The sequence below is a fragment of the Sulfitobacter aestuariivivens genome (assembly GCF_014763045.1).
Classification (GTDB): Bacteria; Pseudomonadota; Alphaproteobacteria; order Rhodobacterales; family Rhodobacteraceae; genus Sulfitobacter; species Sulfitobacter aestuariivivens.
Genome location: NZ_JACTAG010000003.1, coordinates 110,527 through 126,758 on the forward strand (window position 1 = coordinate 110,527; position 16,232 = coordinate 126,758).

General features: G+C 60.5%; 11 protein-coding genes. 5 read left to right on the top strand and 6 right to left on the bottom strand.

From position 1 onward, the window contains the following. Window positions 1–246 precede the first annotated feature (246 nt). The gene (locus H9Q16_RS18450; protein ID WP_191076952.1) at window positions 247–1,248 is read right to left on the bottom strand and encodes a GlxA family transcriptional regulator; all 1,002 of its coding nucleotides are present in this window, start codon (window positions 1,246–1,248) and stop codon (window positions 247–249) included. A 111-nt stretch (window positions 1,249–1,359) separates the two neighbouring features. Between H9Q16_RS18450 and H9Q16_RS18455 the strand changes: the two genes are divergently transcribed. The 5 genes from H9Q16_RS18455 to glnT all read left to right on the top strand — a co-directional run bounded on the left by H9Q16_RS18455 (window position 1,360) and on the right by glnT (window position 6,472). Then, a complete protein-coding gene (locus H9Q16_RS18455; RefSeq protein WP_191076953.1) occupies window positions 1,360–1,989 on the top strand; it encodes a helix-turn-helix domain-containing protein in 630 nt (209 codons plus the stop codon). Window positions 1,990–2,123: 134 nt separating this feature from the next. Further along, the gene (locus tag H9Q16_RS18460; protein WP_191076954.1) at window positions 2,124–3,047 is read left to right on the top strand and encodes a class II glutamine amidotransferase; all 924 of its coding nucleotides are present in this window, start codon (window positions 2,124–2,126) and stop codon (window positions 3,045–3,047) included. A gap of 1 nt (window position 3,048) precedes the next feature. Then, a complete protein-coding gene (locus H9Q16_RS18465; RefSeq protein ID WP_191076955.1) occupies window positions 3,049–3,726 on the top strand; it encodes a GltB/FmdC/FwdC-like GXGXG domain-containing protein in 678 nt (225 codons plus the stop codon). Between the two features lie 10 nt (window positions 3,727–3,736). Continuing rightward, a complete protein-coding gene (locus H9Q16_RS18470; RefSeq protein ID WP_191076956.1) occupies window positions 3,737–5,080 on the top strand; it encodes an FMN-binding glutamate synthase family protein in 1,344 nt (447 codons plus the stop codon). 57 nt (window positions 5,081–5,137) lie between these two features. Then, complete coding sequence (gene glnT, locus H9Q16_RS18475; RefSeq protein ID WP_191076957.1) at window positions 5,138–6,472, top strand: type III glutamate--ammonia ligase; 1,335 nt, start codon at window positions 5,138–5,140, stop codon at window positions 6,470–6,472. Between the two features lie 58 nt (window positions 6,473–6,530). On the opposite strand, the gene H9Q16_RS18480 is transcribed toward glnT, so the two are convergent. From H9Q16_RS18480 to H9Q16_RS18500, 5 genes are all read right to left on the bottom strand, one after another. After that, a complete protein-coding gene (locus H9Q16_RS18480; RefSeq protein ID WP_191076958.1) occupies window positions 6,531–9,386 on the bottom strand; it encodes an AAA family ATPase in 2,856 nt (951 codons plus the stop codon). After that, window positions 9,383–9,889 carry an adenylate/guanylate cyclase domain-containing protein gene (locus H9Q16_RS18485; RefSeq protein ID WP_191076959.1) on the bottom strand — a complete coding sequence of 169 codons (507 nt, stop codon included), beginning with the start codon at window positions 9,887–9,889 and terminating at the stop codon, window positions 9,383–9,385. Before H9Q16_RS18485 ends, H9Q16_RS18480 begins: the two co-directional genes overlap by 4 nt. 125 nt (window positions 9,890–10,014) lie before the next feature. Continuing rightward, complete coding sequence (gene lhpI, locus H9Q16_RS18490; protein ID WP_191076960.1) at window positions 10,015–11,724, bottom strand: cis-3-hydroxy-L-proline dehydratase; 1,710 nt, start codon at window positions 11,722–11,724, stop codon at window positions 10,015–10,017. A 26-nt stretch (window positions 11,725–11,750) separates the two neighbouring features. Beyond that, complete coding sequence (locus H9Q16_RS18495; RefSeq protein ID WP_191076961.1) at window positions 11,751–14,705, bottom strand: cytochrome P460 family protein; 2,955 nt, start codon at window positions 14,703–14,705, stop codon at window positions 11,751–11,753. Window positions 14,706–14,791: 86 nt separating this feature from the next. Beyond that, window positions 14,792–16,231, bottom strand: a complete 1,440-nt coding sequence (locus H9Q16_RS18500) for a UdgX family uracil-DNA binding protein (protein WP_343067892.1) — start codon at window positions 16,229–16,231, stop codon at window positions 14,792–14,794. Between the last annotated feature and the right edge of the window lies 1 nt (window position 16,232).

Sequence of the window (16,232 nt, forward strand, 5' to 3'; positions counted from 1 at the left end):
GGCTCTCCTTTGTCGTTCCATTTGTCCTTCGACCGCTGCAAGTCTGTGCCGCTAGCGCCCCCCGGTTAAGTAAGACCCCAAGGCGCACTGACGGCACATAAAGCGCTGCACGGTCTGCGTGTATGGCAGACAAACCGTCTGGAACCGGATGTAGTTCCTGAAAAAGGTGAGGCGGAGTTAATCTATCATGTACCGAAGGGCAGTTTTCTCTTGCCCGATAGACAAAGAAGCACGCCAGCTGTCACATCACGCGTTTGGCAGGGGGCGCGACCCTTCGACACGAAAGGTATTGATCTGCGCGCGGTCCTGGGACGGCAACAGCCCAAAGGCGGTTTTGTAGTGACGGTTCAGCGGCGTTGCAGTCGCGTATCCGACGGCAAAGGCGATGTCTTCCACGCTTTCGCGGGTATAAAGAACCATCTGACGCGCTGCTTTCATGCGTAGCTGGCGAAAGTAATGCAGCGGACTTTGTCCCAACGCGCTTTTGAACGACCGCTCGACCTGTCGCGGGGTGACACCCAGGGCGGCCGCCACATCATTGACGTTCATCCCCGCTTCAAGATCGGCACTGAAAAGAGCAATTGCCCGGGCGACAAGATCGGGCAGGCGCGCGTCTCCGGTGGGGTGCAGCGGGATCGCCTGTTGCACACCATCACCGCGCATGACCGGATGCTGGAACCAACAGGCAACCTCATAGGACACGCGCGGGCCCAGTGCCGCCTCGATCAGGCGCAGAGACAGATCAAAGGCCGCGTCGGACCCCGATACTGTGTGACAGCGGCGATCAGTGACAATCAAATTGCCATCGACCTCCAGGTCGGGGAACTCTGCGCGGAATGCCGCGTCATAACACCAATGGACCGAGGCGCGATGTCCCTCAAGCAACCCGGCCCGCGCCAACTGGAAGACGCCCCCGCTGACCGCCCCAAAGTGTAGCCCGCCCCGCGCCATGCGCCGCAACGCTCCGTTTCCCTTGCGCGGGTCGGCAAAGCTGCTGACCGGACTGGCCAGCACCATCAGCAGATCAATGTCGCGCGCCCCGTCCAGCGCCACATCGGCATCAAAGACGACCCGCGCGCTTGAGGTGACCTTGCCCCCGTCTTCGGAAATCACGCGCCAGGCGAAATGGTCCTGCTGAGATATCTCGTTGGCCGCGCGCAGGGGTTCAATCATCGACGTCAGGCAGGCCATGGGAAAGCCTGGAAGGATCAAGAAACCAACAGTTCTGATTTGAGCGTCTTGCGTCATCTTGATGTCACCCTAGAAACCGGTCGACGCAAGGCAAGCCAAATCGCATTGTTCCAGTTCCGATTACCCCATAGAAAGGGACACATCCCTTGTACCGGAACACGTTCAGCCATGGCAGCCAAACTCACCCAGGATCCGCACCGCACCCGCGACGGTGAGCGTGAGAAGGTGCTGGAAGTGGCCATTGGCCGCCAGGTCCGCAGCTTTCGCCGCCAGAAAGAAATCACCGGCGCCGAACTGGCGCAGCGGACCGGGCTGTCGGTTGGCATGCTGTCCAAGATCGAGAACGGGAACACCTCTGCCTCGCTCAATACCCTGCAAACGCTGGCGGATGCGCTAAGCGTGCCGATCACCAGCTTCTTTCGCACCTTTGAGGAACGCCGCGAGGCGGTGCACACCAAATCCGGCGAAGGTGTCGAGACCGAGCGCGCCGGCACCCGCGCCAACCACCAGTATAACCTGCTGGGTCACATCGGATCGAATGCCTCTGGCGTGATCGTGGAACCCTACCTGATCACCCTCACCGACCGATCAGACGTGTTTGACGCGTTTCAGCACGGGGGGATCGAAACGATCTATATGCTGGAAGGCAAGGTCGACTATCGTCACGGCGATACGGTCTATTCCCTGACGCCGGGCGATACGCTGTTCTTTGATGCAGATGCGCCGCACGGACCGGAAAAACTGGTGGATTTGCCCGCGCGATACCTGTCGATCATTAGCTATCCGCAAGGCAGCTGACTGCGGGCGAGCAGGGCACACCCGGCCAGAACGTCTTGCATCAAGGGAAATAAAGTTTCCTTTCAGTTGAGGCGGAGTATATTTGATGCTAGCGTGAGGGTCGCCATCAGTACTACCAAAGGAGAGAACGCAGCATGTGCGGCATTGTCGGACTTTTTCTCAAGGACCCGTCGCTGGAGCCCCGGCTGGGCGATATGCTGACGGACATGCTGATCACCATGACCGATCGCGGCCCCGACAGCGCGGGGATCGCGATATACGGCGACCAGACGGCAGGGGCGGCTAAGCTGACGGTGCAGTCTGATACCCCGGATAGCGATTTTGCCACGCTCGAAGACGATCTGCGCAGGGCCGTGACGGGGACGGTTTCGATGACCGTCGCGGATACCCATGCGGTGCTGACCATCCCGAACGATTACGTGGCCGCCACCCGCGGCTATCTCAAAAACACCTGCCCCGGTGTGCGGGTCATGAGCCATGGCGAGACGCTGGAGATCTACAAAGAGGTGGGCCTGCCCCGCGATGTGGCCGCCCGGTTTGATCTGCGCGGCATGTCGGGGACCCATGGCATTGGGCACACGCGCATGGCTACGGAATCTGCCGTCACGACCATGGGGGCCCACCCGTTCAACACCGGCTCTGATCAGTGTCTTGTGCATAACGGATCGCTGAGCAATCATAATTCGCTGCGCCGCAAACTGCGCCGTAATGGGGTGCATATCGAGACAGAAAACGATACCGAGGTTGGCGCGGCCTATCTGACATGGCGGATGCAGAACGGCGCGACACTGGGCGAGGCGCTGGAAAGCTCACTGAATGACCTCGACGGCTTTTTTACGTTCGTCGTCGGCACCAAGGACGGCTTTGGCGTGGTGCGCGACCCGATTGCCTGTAAACCTGCAGTGATGGCGGAAACCGAAAGCTATGTGGCCTTCGGATCTGAGTATCGCGCGTTGGTGAACCTGCCCGGCATCGAAGTCGCCCGCGTCTGGGAGCCCGAACCCGCCACCGTCTATTTCTGGTCCTACGACACGCCTCCGACAGCGAAGGCCGCCTGAGATGCAGACATTCGATCTTGAAGCCGAAGGTCTGCGCGCGCTTAACGCCAGTCTGCATGCGCAAGCGGCCGATACCAACCAGACGGTCTGGGAAATCGTGAACCCCAAGGGCAGCCACGCGATTGCCGTAGGGCTGGACGCGCCGATTGAGGTGAATGTGAAAGGGTCAACCGGGTATTATTGCGCGGGCATGAACAAACAGGCGACGGTGCATGTGCATGGCTCTGCCGGGCCGGGGGTGGCGGAAAACATGATGTCGGGCATGGTGGTGATCGACGGTGATGCCAGCCAGTACGCCGGGGCCACGGGCCATGGCGGCACGCTGGTGATCAAGGGCAACGCGTCGTCGCGCTGCGGCATCTCGATGAAGGGCATCGACATCATCGTGCATGGCAACATCGGGCATATGTCCGCCTTTATGGCGCAATCTGGAAATCTGGTGGTCTGCGGCGATGCGGGCGATGCGCTGGGGGACAGCCTTTATGAGGCGCGGCTTTTCGTGCGCGGTTCGGTCAAATCGCTGGGTGCGGATTGCATTGAGAAAGAGATGCGACCCGAACATCTGGAGATCTTGGCCGACCTGCTGGCGCGCGGCGGTTGTGACGCCAAGCCTGAGGAGTTCAGGCGCTATGGCTCTGCCCGCAAGCTTTACACTTTCAACATCGATAACGCGTACTGAGGAGCGGCCCATGCAAGACGACCCAAACGGCGCACCGCGTACGGTTCCGATCCAGTCGGCGACGTTTTCCAATCCGGTGAATGCGGAAATCCGCCGCGCTGCGGCGACGGGCATCTATGACATCCGCGGTGGCGGGGCCAAGCGCAAGGTGCCGCATTTTGACGATCTGCTGTTTCTGGGGGCGTCGATCTCTCGCTATCCGCTCGAAGGGTATCGCGAGAAATGCGAAACCTCTGTCACGCTGGGGACACGCTTTGCAAAGACCCCGATCCAGTTGGATATCCCCGTCACCATCGCGGGCATGTCGTTCGGTGCGCTGTCCGGCCCGGCCAAGGAAGCGCTGGGGCGTGGTGCGACGCTGGCGGGCACATCCACCACCACAGGCGACGGGGGCATGACCGAAGAGGAACGCGGCCACTCCGACAAGCTGGTCTATCAGTATCTGCCCAGCCGCTATGGCATGAACCCTGACGATCTGCGCCGCTGCGATGCCATTGAGATCGTGGTGGGGCAGGGGGCCAAGCCCGGCGGTGGGGGCATGTTGCTGGGCCAGAAGATCAGCGACCGCGTGGCCGAGATGCGCAATCTGCCAAAGGGAATCGACCAACGTTCCGCCTGTCGCCACCCGGACTGGACGGGGCCGGATGATCTGGAAATCAAGATTCTGGAACTGCGCGAGATCACCGGCTGGGAAAAGCCGATCTATATCAAGATCGGCGGCGCGCGGCCCTATTTTGACACCACCCTTGCGATCAAGGCGGGTGCGGACGTGGTCGTGCTGGACGGCATGCAGGGCGGGACGGCGGCGACGCAGGATGTCTTTATCGAACACGTGGGTCAGCCCATTCTTGCCTGCATCCGCGAGGCCGTGCGCGCGTTGCAGGATCTCGATATGCACCGTGAGGTCCAGCTCATCGTTTCGGGCGGCATTCGCCATGGGGCCGATGTGGCCAAGGCGATGGCGCTGGGCGCTGATGCGGTGGCCATCGGCACGGCGGCGTTGATTGCGCTGGGCGACAATGATCCGCGCTGGGAGGCCGAGTATAACAAGCTGGGCACCACCGCCGGGGCCTATGACGACTGGCACGAGGGGCGTGACCCCGCCGGGATCACCACACAGGACCCGGATCTGATGGCGCGTCTTGATCCCGTCGAGGGCGGACGGCGGCTTAACAATTACCTCAAGGTGATGACGCTCGAGGCGCAGACCATCGCGCGCGCCTGCGGCAAGAACCATCTGCACAATCTTGAGCCGGAGGATCTGTGCGCGCTAACGATGGAGGCCGCCGCGATGGCCAAGATCCCGCTGGCAGGCACGGATTGGTATCCGGGCAAACCGGGCAGCGGATACTGACGAAAATACCGACACGATACCGACGTTATACCGACGTGATACCGACAGGGGAAAACGATGACCAAAGACCTCGCAGCCTTCGCCAAGAAAAACGGCGTCAAATACTTCATGATCTCATTCACGGACCTCTTTGGTGGGCAGCGCGCCAAGCTGGTGCCGGCGCAGGCAATTGCCGACATGCAGGCAGAGGGGGCCGGTTTTGCAGGCTTTGCCACATGGCTCGACATGACGCCTGCGCATCCCGATATGCTGGCGGTGCCCGACCCGTCGTCGGTGGTGCAACTGCCTTGGAAGCCCGAGGTTGCCTGGGTTGCGGGCAATTGCGTGATGGAGGATCAAGAGGTCGCACAGGCCCCCCGTAACGTCTTGAGAAAGCTCATCAAAGAAGCGGCCGATGAGGGCCTGCACGTCAAGACGGGCATCGAGGCAGAGTACTTTTTGATGTCCCCCGATGGCAGCCAGATCAGCGACGAATACGACACTGCGGCTAAGCCCTGCTATGACCAGCAGGCCGTCATGCGCCGCTATGATGTGGTGCGCGAGATTTGCGATTACATGCTGGATATGGGCTGGGGTCCCTATCAGAACGACCATGAGGACGCGAATGGCCAGTTCGAAATGAACTGGGAATTCGACGACGCCCTGCGCACGGCGGACAAACACAGCTTTTTCAAGTTCATGACCAAATCCGTCGCCGAAAAGCACGGCTACCGCGCAACCTTCATGCCCAAGCCCGTCGAGGGCCTCACCGGGAACGGATGCCACGCGCATATCTCTGTCTGGGACGCGCCGGGAGAAAAGGCCAAGACCAACGTTTTTGCGATGGACCCCCAGAGCGGCAGCCAGACAGCTGAGTTGGGCCTGTCGGAGAAAGGCCGGCATTTCCTGGGCGGTATCATGAAACACGCCAGTGCGCTGGCCGCGATCACCAACCCGACCGTCAACAGCTACAAGCGCATCAACGCGCCGCGCACTCTGTCGGGGGCCACATGGGCGCCCAATACGGTCACATGGACCGGCAACAACCGGACCCATATGGTGCGCGTGCCCGGCCCGGGTCGGTTTGAGTTGCGCCTACCTGACGGGGCCACCAACCCCTACCTCTTGCAGGCGGTGATCATTGCGGCGGGTCTGGATGGCATCCGCACACAGGCCGATCCCGGCAAGCGTTATGACATTGATATGTATGCGGAAGGTCACAAGGTGCGCGGTGCGCCCAAGCTGCCGCTCAACATGCTGGACGCCCTGCGTGCCTTTGACAAGGACAAGGGCCTGAAGGCAGCCTTGGGCGATGAATTCTCTGCCGCCTACATCAAATTGAAAACGGCTGAATGGAACGACTTCACCGCGCATTTCAGCCAATGGGAAAAAGACAACACGCTGGATATCTGACGCAGGTGCGCCGCCGCTGCCCACACTCTGTGGCCTAAGGTGGCGGCCTTGCTGCTGCTCAGGACAGCTTTTCCAACAAGGCTTTTGCGGCCATCAGATCGGGGGTTCCAAAGCCCTCGGTGAATCGCGCAAACACAGGTTCAAGCAGCGCTTTGCCTTTTGCGGCCTGACCTTCGCTCAGCAAATGCTCTGCCTGGGTCATTGCCACGCGCAGCTCGAACGACAGCGCGCCTTGGGTGCGTGCGATCTCGGCTGCCTTTTCCAGGTGCTCCAGCCCCGCTTGCCTGTGATCCCCGGATGCTGACAACAAGAGCTTGCCATGAATGCGTGTGGATTCAGCAAGATACCAAACCTCGCCCGTGGCATGCTGATGATCCAGAGCCTTTTGGCTGAGGTCCAGCGCTTCTTCGATTTGACCTTGTCGGCCCAAAGCCTCCGCGACGCGTGACGTGGTTTCCCCGTAGGTGGTGCGCCCCCCTGCAAGACCCCAAACGGCGGCGGCATCTCTGAGGGTTTCCGCACCGATGGGATTTTCGCCCATGGCGGTCAGCGCGCGGCCCCTGAGGGAATCGCAAGACACGATCTTGATGAAGGGCAGGTTGATTTCGTCGCAAATGGCGCTTGCTTCGCGGCATTGCTCGACCATGCGCGCGCCTTGACCGGCCTCGACCAGGGCGAGCGCGCCGAGCGTCAGGGCAAAGACCACAGCGAATGGGTTTTCCAGCGTGCGGGCATGCGCGATGGCCTTGTCGACGGCGGCAATCGCCTGATCGGGATATCCCTGACACCACAGCTGTGTGGCACCGCCCCATTGCAGGACGGTCGCATAGGGATCGTGGTTCATGTGGTGGACAAGATGCCGATGCTTTTCAAAGTCATAGTCCTGCAGGGTGCGCTTGCGGCGTTCTGTGGCCTTGTCAAAGTCGGCGGTCCAGAAATAGTGCATGCTGGCGGCGGTGTCCGCAATCATCTGCAACTCAAGGCTTTGATTTTCCTGGGTAACCTTATCCATTTCGGCCAGCCTGACTGCGGCCTTGTCCATCTCGGCGCGGGTCGCGTGGTAGATCCAGATACTGAACAGGGACAGCCCCAAGGCAAAATCGTCCTTGATCGCCTTTGCAATCGGCACTGCGGGGTCAAGGACTTCGATGATCTCGTCGGCGGCCCAGCCCTTCCAGGCCATTTCGGCGGTGCCAAGGGCGACACGCAGATCAAGTTCAAGCCGATCGCGTTCGGTGCCTTCCTTGATCCTTGGGATTTCGTCCAGACCCAGACGCAACTGACTGACGGCTTCGCTGAAGGTACCGGCATTGAGAGACGCGCGCCCGGCTTCCAAGAAGTAGGCGGCGGCCTTTTCCCCGAGCCCGGCAGCGGCGCAGTGCAGGGCGGCTGTGACCAGATCCTGACTGTCGTGCCCTTCGATGAAATTGACAATTTCCTGATGCAACTGACGTTTGCGGGCACGCAGCAGGCTGTCATATGCCGCATCGCGCAACAGCGCGTGTTTGAAAGAGTAGGTGCTTGAAGGTGGTGCGCCGCGTCGAAAGACGATCTCGACGTCGGCCAGCTGGTCCAGCGCATCCTGCAGCTTTTCTTCTGGCATAGCGGCAATCGCAAGCAGCGGATCGTATGAGAACTCGCGCCCGATGCAGGCGCCGATCTGGGCGACATTCTTGACGGAGGCGTATCGGTCAAGACGCGCCATCAGGGTCGCCTGAATGGTCGAGGGAATGGACAGGTCCACAAGGTTGCCAACTGGCTCATAGGAGGTTTCCGTTTCCACCACATACTCGGCTTCCAGAACCGTTTTGGTCAGTTCCTCGACGAAGAGCGGAACACCATCGGCTTTTTCGATGATCTGGGCTTTCAGGCCCGGATGCAGCGGCTTTCCGGAAGTTAGCTGGTCGATCATCGCGCTACATTCCTCGGCGCCAATGCGGTTCAGGGACAGGTTGGTGACATGCGGATGCGCGGGCCAGGGCGGTTCGAATTCTTGCCTGTACGTCGCCAAGAGCAGGATCGGACTGGTTGTCAGATCGACCATCAAACGACCGATGAGGTCGGTCGTTGTGGGATCAGCCCAATGCAGATCCTCGAAGATGATCAGCACCGGCCCGTCCTCGCTGACGGCTATTATCTGTTCCTGCAGCGCCAGCAGGGTTTCCTCGAGCAACCTTTGGGGGGTCATTTCAAGCGCGGGATAGCGGTCTTCGACGGGCAGGTTCAGCACCGACCCCAGAAGGGCTGCGGTCTGATCGGGTTGCCTTGTGGTCTTGCGCAGGAAGCTCTCGAGCTTGTCGAGTTTCGATGACGCGTCGTCACTGCGATCAAACCCCGCTGCGCGTTCCAGATTGGCCGCAAAGGGGTGCAGGGCAGCGTTGCTCAGGTATTGCGAGCATTGGTAGCGCAAGACTGTCTTGGCCTCGTTCCTGATATCTTCTTCAAGCTGACGGATCATGCGGCTTTTGCCGATCCCGGCCTCGCCGGTCAGCAAAATAACCTGCCCCTCGCCCGATACGGCGTGGTCCCATCTGTCCCGGATCAGCTGGTAGTCACCTTTGCGACCCACCAGCGGCTTGATCCCTGCGCGCCCGCTCATCGCATCAAACCGGCTGTCGACGGTGATCTCTTCTCCGACGCGCCAGACCTGCACGTCGGGTGACAGACCTTTGAGCTGGTGAATGCCCAGATCCTCCACTTCGAAGGAGGAGTTGAGGAGTTCGCGGGTCTTGTCGTCGATCGCCAGCTGGCCAGGTTCGGCCAAATCCTGCAACCGCGCCGCCCGGTTTGGGGCGGTGCCGGAAATAGCTGCAGACTGATGCGAACGTTCGCCTGAAAGGTCGCCCACCACAACATTACCCGTTGCAATACCGGCACGTGCACGCAGCGGGATTGAAGTGTCGGGAACGGTCAAACCTGACACCATTTCCAAAGCGGCACGGCCCGCTCTGCCTGATTTTCGGTGGCGATCGGCCAGCCGAAATAGATCACGATTCCGTCGCCGACAAAGCTGCCGATATGGCCGCCATGAGCGCTGACAGCCGTTGCCACGGCGTCCTGATACCGGCGTTGCACTTCGCGCAGGTCTTCGGGGTCGATCTGGGTGGAAAGCGAGGTTGATCCGACCATATCGCAGAAGAGCACTGACACCTGCCGGCGTTCGGCAAAGGTTTCCGGCTCTGGTTCCGGTTCGGGTTGAACTGGCGCGGGCACGGGTTTGTCAGGGGCGCTATTGAGTTCTGAAATGGCCTTGAGCAGCTTGCGCCTGTGGCCCACCAGATTGACCCCCAAATCCTTGAGGTCGTCGTTCGTCAATTCAGGCAACACAGACCAGTCGATCTCGTTGCTTTCGAACGCTTCCGCGTAGACGCCAAGGCCAAGATCGGCCAGCCAGGCGCTTAGTTCAACTTCAGTCATTATTTTGATCAATCGGTTAAGTACTCGTTAACAGTAAGACCATTCACGGTGCTAAACGCAAGGTTCCAAACGAAAAAGATGGCCCTTTAAAGGGCCCCAGATTCGCCGTCACCGAGATACAACTATCACAGCGTGTCGGCTGTGTCTTGGGTCAACCAATCCGGTTGTTTCGTTGGTGCCCGCCCGGTTTGCGCAGCTATGGCACAGGCCTCGAGACTGCCAAAACGTACGCTGCGGCCACTCAGACCCGGTGCATAGTGGGCGTATTTGCCCGAATTTGTCATCAGGGACCGGGTTTGGGGCGGGAAAAGCGGTTCTGTGATGGAGCACCAGCAAAGATCGCTGAGCAGCGTTGCGCCGGCTTTCTGAAGGATATCCACCAGCCCTTCGTGCTGCGCCTGCGCCCGAATGTCGCGGCCCAGCGTCAGGATCACACTTGTGCCGTTGTGGCAGGTCTCTCCTGCCATCAGCGCGGCAAAACGGCGCACCTCGGCCAGGGAAAGGTGTGGGCTGCCCAGTGCCACGAGATCGATCTTGTTTGGCCCTGTGTTCAGCGCGTCCCATCCGGCGGCAAGTGCGGCCGCGGTCACACGGAAATGCGGGGCGCTGTTGGCGGTTGGCAAGTCGGCTTCGGGTGTCACGCCCTGCACGTGAAGCATTGGTGCAGCGGAGGTGGTGCCGAAGGCCGCACATAGCGCGCGCAGGTCGTCTGCGTTCGGATTTAGGTGCGCCACACCGCGGATAACCGGGATGCAATCAGGGGCATGGCGCCCGGCAATCCATCCCAGTAAAGGCCAGAAAGCATCGTCAGCCTGTGCTGGCGCATCTACATCAATGATCATTTCAGGATGGCGGTTATGCAGCAGGTAGACGCCGGTTTCCGGAGCACGGCCTGTCATGGCGACAAAAAGGTCGAAGTAGTCTGGGTGCTTGGCGGTGCGCGCACCGAGCACAGAGTTCGCAAAGATCACGGCATTTGACTCCGACCACCCGATGTCTTCGCCAAGCGCGGGTCGGTCTTCGGCCAGATAGGGCGCGCAGGTGAAGGTGGGCCGCGCGCCCATTTCGACGTATGCATCGGCCAGCGCGCTTGCCGGCTGGCCCAAACGGGGCGGCAGACCTTGCGCTATCCAGTTTTCGCGGTCCACGGAAATGGCATTGATCGTGGTCGGGATGCACACCTGCGCGCCCATGTCGGCCATCGTTCGGGCAAAACGCAGGTTAGCTGGGTGAGCATAAATGCATCCGTCGATGTGCCCGCGTGTGACGTCAATCAGGCGCTGGGCCCCCTGTGCAGCCGCCATGGTGCAAAGGACTTTCATGGCCAGCGCGGTGGCCTTGCCAGCCTCGCCATCCAGCATACGCTGGTCTGCGGCTGAGAGGGTAAGATCGGCCTGAGTGACAGTGCGCAAATCTATTCTCAGCCCGTCCGCCGTGAGGGTTGTGCCACGCAGCGCCGCGTGGTCGTGCAGGGCCAGCGCGCCATGGTCCGCCGCGTTAAGGCGCACGACTGCGAGGGGGCAATCAAACATCTCTGCGGCGATGAGGGCGCCCAGCGTCAACACTTCTTCTTCTTCGCGAAACACCAGTGCGGCCGGGGCCTTGCCATTCAGCGCCAGTTCCAGCAGCACGCCGCTGCCCGAACAGGATCCGCGGCTGGTCGGCATCAGCACGACCTTACCTGCCAGACAGACCCCGTGCAGCGGGTGATGGGCGTCGATGACCGTGCCGCTTTCGGGGTCGACGCCGCCCCAAAAGCTGAGCCCCTCGTTTGAAACGCAGATTTCGCCTGACGCGTTTGCAGGCAGGATCAAGAGGGATGATGCGCAGTCCATCCGCACATCTAGAGCGGTGCGATCCCTTAGGGCAAGACGGCAGAGGCACTCACGGTCTTGAGCTTCCAATCCTCGATCAGCGTGCCTTTGGTCTCAAGCCGGCTGGCCAGATAGTAAAGCCGTTGGGTGGCAGGGCCTGTGGGGGCCGTTTCAAAACGCTGTTTGAGGTAATAGGGCGGGATCGACTGGGAATAGAGTGTTGCGCTTACTGTCACACTCTTGAGATCCGTGTCCTGCGGTAGCACAATCCGGTATTCCACCCCGTCAGAGCCCGGAATAAAGTTCGGGTCGTTCGCCGCGCGCCCCTCTGGCCGGGTGGCTTTCATGAAAGCAGCGGTCACGTCGCTGTCACCAAACTTGGCCTTGAACGCCTCGGTGCCGGGGTTCAGCGTGCCAAGAGGTGTCAGGCGGTTGTCCTTGGGGTGATAGTCGCGTTGGACAAAGCTTGTGGTGAATTCCTTTTTGGCGTTCTGGGTCAGTTCTTCGTAAATCTGCACCTGCGTCTGGTTCGTTATCACCCGGTGATGCGGCTGATAGAGTGCCTCGGTGCCGCCCAAAGGCACCACGTCCAGAAATTCGGTCACCAGCGGCTTGCCGTTGCCATCCACTATCACGCCCGCGCCGTTCGTGCAGCCCGAGCACCAGAGCGTATCGCCCCCGGTATCTGTCACTTTCACCTCAAGAAAGGAGCGGCGGAACCCGACGCCCGAAGGCAGGCGGTGCCCCGTCTTGTTGGCGACTGCGACCTGCGCCACAAGCCCGCCATATCCTTCTTCAAGGTTCAGCGTAATGTCAGCTGTTTCGTGTGCGGCCTGAAGTGCCATCGTATCGACCGACAGTTGAGCCCCATTATCGGCGTAGGTCATCGGGTCAATGAGCCCCATGCCCATTTCGGCACTGAACTGGCGCAGCATTTCGACCATGAAGACATTGAGGCCCACAAAGTTGTGCCGCTTGTAGGTGTCGCGGAAGGGCACGGTCACATCTTCTACCGGCAACAAGTTGTCCACATCGGGGTAGTTGCTGTCCTGGATCGATGCGATCTGGGTGGTGATCTGGGGGATGTTGATCGCGCCATCCGTGCTTTGGAAACTGCTTTTCATATGGCAGTCCTGACACGATTGCGCGGTGCCTTCTTCATTATAGATGCTGTTGACCCATTCGATGTAGGTGGCCTGTTCGACGGAATGTTGGAAATCGGTCAGGCCTTCGGGGAAGGTCACACCGTATTCGGCGTTCAGGAATGCCGCGCCGTTGCGGCCCGCCTGATTAAAGACTTCCTGATCCGCCGCCGTGTACCCTTCGAGCGGTTCGGTCTTGTCCGCGTCGACGTTGGGCAGATTGATCGTATGGCAGGCGCCGCATAATTGGCTGTCCTTGATGTAGTCGTCGCCTTCCGGCGTGATGCCCATGGCATTTTGCATCGGTTTTTGGCGCACGTCGTCATAGGGCCCGATCAACTTGTCTGCGTCGCTTAGCCGGAAGACGCCGGTGGTGCCATTCATCAGATAGGTATCGAGCGTGTTGTAGTCTGGCTGCCCTTCTGCCCGCTCAGGGGGCTGGATGTGGTGGCAGACCGCGCAGGAAATCCCCTCGCGTGCCAGATTGCCGTATTGGTGGTAGGCAAAGACGCCATCCTGTCGCTGCTTGTCCTCTTCGGCTTTGGTCAGGGGCGCGTGCAACAGGGTGTAGGACGGTTTGAAATTGTTCGGGTCAAGTTTTGCGTCGGGGTCGGCATGGGCGTCGATCTGCAACTGGCGCTGGCCCATGGCCCCGTGACACGACAAGCAGGTGGTGCCGAGGTTGGATGAGAGATCACTTGCGCCCAATTCTTCGAGCAGGGCAAATTCGCTTTCGAGTTGCGCAAAGAAGATCGGGTCGCGGCCCGCAAGGCCCATCGGTGACCAGCGCCATTCGCCGTATTCAGAGATGTTGTAGCCCTCGCCGTATTTCGGCCCGGTCTGCAAGAACATCGTGGTGCCGGAAGGGGGTCCCCCCAACCCGCCATGACAGCCCACACAGTTGTCGGATGTCAGGAAATGCTGGGTGTCATTGGGGCGGGCGGGCACGTGATCCAGCCATTGGCTGGGCAGGGTCTGCAGATCGGCGCGGCTGACGTCGATGCCGCCCGTTGGCGGGAACGTCGCGGCAAAGGCCGGGTTTACGTCTGTAGGGGAAGCTGGCGGTTTGGCAGCCGCTGCGGCCATCACGGTCTGATCGTGGAACACATCACTGATCAGCTCTGCTTCGGTAAGGCCATCGGCAGGCCGCTGAACGGCGGGCAGATCACGCCAGCTTTCATCGACACGAAAGATCAGCGGCTCCCCCCCGAACCCGGCAACATTGTTGAGCGAGGAGTAGATCAGTTCTTCGGCGGCAGAGGCATGACAGCGCATGCAGGTGCCATCGCCTGCGGATCCGGTGGGCGGGGTAAAGGGGGCGTCGAAATTATCGATTGTGCCTTGCTGACCGACAGAAGCAAAGAACCATCCGCCATGGCTGAGTGCGCTGTCCTTGACCATCACCGTCCAGTTCAGACTGCCGGTGTCCTTAAGGTAGGCGATCATCTCGGCTTCGACCTTTTCGGGGTCGTCGGGATATATGTAATCCAGCATCTCGCGATACTCGACGTAGCGCGCGGCGGGCGGCGAGGCCATTTCCTTGACCACCATTGCCCCGTCGGGAATATCGCCTTGGCGATTATCCTTGAGCCATTGCAGGACAGCAGGCGAATAGTAGATGCGGACGGCCGGGTGGACGCCATAGTTGGCATCCAGCACAAACGGCCCGGTGTCGCGCCAGCGCTTGTCGCGGGTCCACTTTGCGTCGTGAAACAGCCGGTTGGCGATGAACGGATAAAGCTGCGCTTCGTAGTCCAGCAGCGGCAGGCTGGAGGGCAGGGGTAATTCTTCTGCCTGCGCGGGAGGGGATGCGGTGAATAGGCATAGCAAAGCTGCCGCGAGGCGGGACAGGAAATTCATCAAATGCTCCTTAAAATAATGGCGCGAAGATACACGCATTAAGGGAATAAATCAATCTCGGGATGCAGATCTTTACGCAGCCAACGTCAGTGGATGGAGGAATCGTTGTCTGTTGAACGCAGCATGGCTGCCGCCAAAGCGAGGTCCCTGCGCAGGACGGCGCGATACTGGGCGGCTGTGGCTGGGTCATGCGCGCGCAGGATTGCGGAGGGGTGCAGAGTGATCAAAACACGTATGCCTTCAAGCGTTTCCTCGATCTTGCCGCACCGCTTTAGCAGTCCCTTGCCGTTTCCTGTCAGTGACAGCGCTGCGGTGGCACCCATCGCCATGATCAGCTGTGGGGCGACCTGCGACACCTCGCGCGAGAGCCACCAGCGGCAATGATGAACTTCGGAGGCACTGGGACGTTGATGGATGCGCCGCTTGCCGCGCGGGGTGAATTTGAAGTGTTTGACAGCGTTGGTCAGGTAGACGGTGCTGCGATCTAGACCTGCCTGCGCGGCGATCTCATTGAAAAGCTGCCCGGCGGGCCCGACGAAGGGGCGACCGTGAAGATCCTCCTGATCCCCGGGCTGTTCGCCAACAATCATTAAACGCGCGTCCATAGGCCCCTCACCGGGAACAGCCTGCGTGGCCATCTGGCCTAGGGGGCATCGTGTGCACGCCTCTATCCCCTGCAAGGCGGTCTCGCCCGACGGCAATGATCGCTCTGGCAGGCGGTCAAGAATGCGCCGGGCGCGCGCGGGGGCAAGAGTGGGAGCGGTTTCGCGCATGTCCCTGACCCTCGCTTCGGCTTGTGCGATCAGATCGGGGATCAGAACGGCCTCTGGCATGTTCTTCCAGTATTTCTTGGGCATTTCGGCCTGCATCGCCTTGATCTTGAGCCGGGCGGGATTGAAGATGTTGGCATAGTAGGTGCGCCACAATTCTTCGGTATCATCCCTGATGTCAGGGGGGACGCTGGCGACGGCGTTGAAGCTGAGTGTGCCGTCTTTGAAAGTCGTGGTCACCTCGGGTGTCACGATGGCCCAGTCCATATCGGCAAAGCGGCGGGCAAAGAAACTGGCATTCAGTTCTTCGATGCGATGATCGGGTTCGAACCACGCAACAAATCTGCGGCGGTTTGCGCCCGGTTCGGTCACTTCGCGAAAGCGCACGAAGGCGCGCATCTTGTGGCGATCGCGACGGATGTTCTTGGCCATTTCCTCGACCTTGCGGACCAGAGGATCGGCGCGATTGGTCAGCAGGCGTGGCGTGTGCTGAAGGCGCAGCAGCAATTGGTAAAGCGCATCATGGGCGCCTGGCGTGCGGGAACAGCAGACCTGTTCTGCCAACGCTGGAAAGGTTTTGGGCACGGCGACCTTGCGCATGCCAGGGGGCGGCAGTGGCAGGTCGGGCGCATCGAAAAGCCCAGCTTCGGTGTCTGCCATGACCCAATTGACGTCATCCCCCCTGACCCCGTTGCTGGCCAGCGCCCTTGCGGCGTCGCGCCAGGCCGTAGCAAGGCCGAGGCGTGGCAGAGCCACG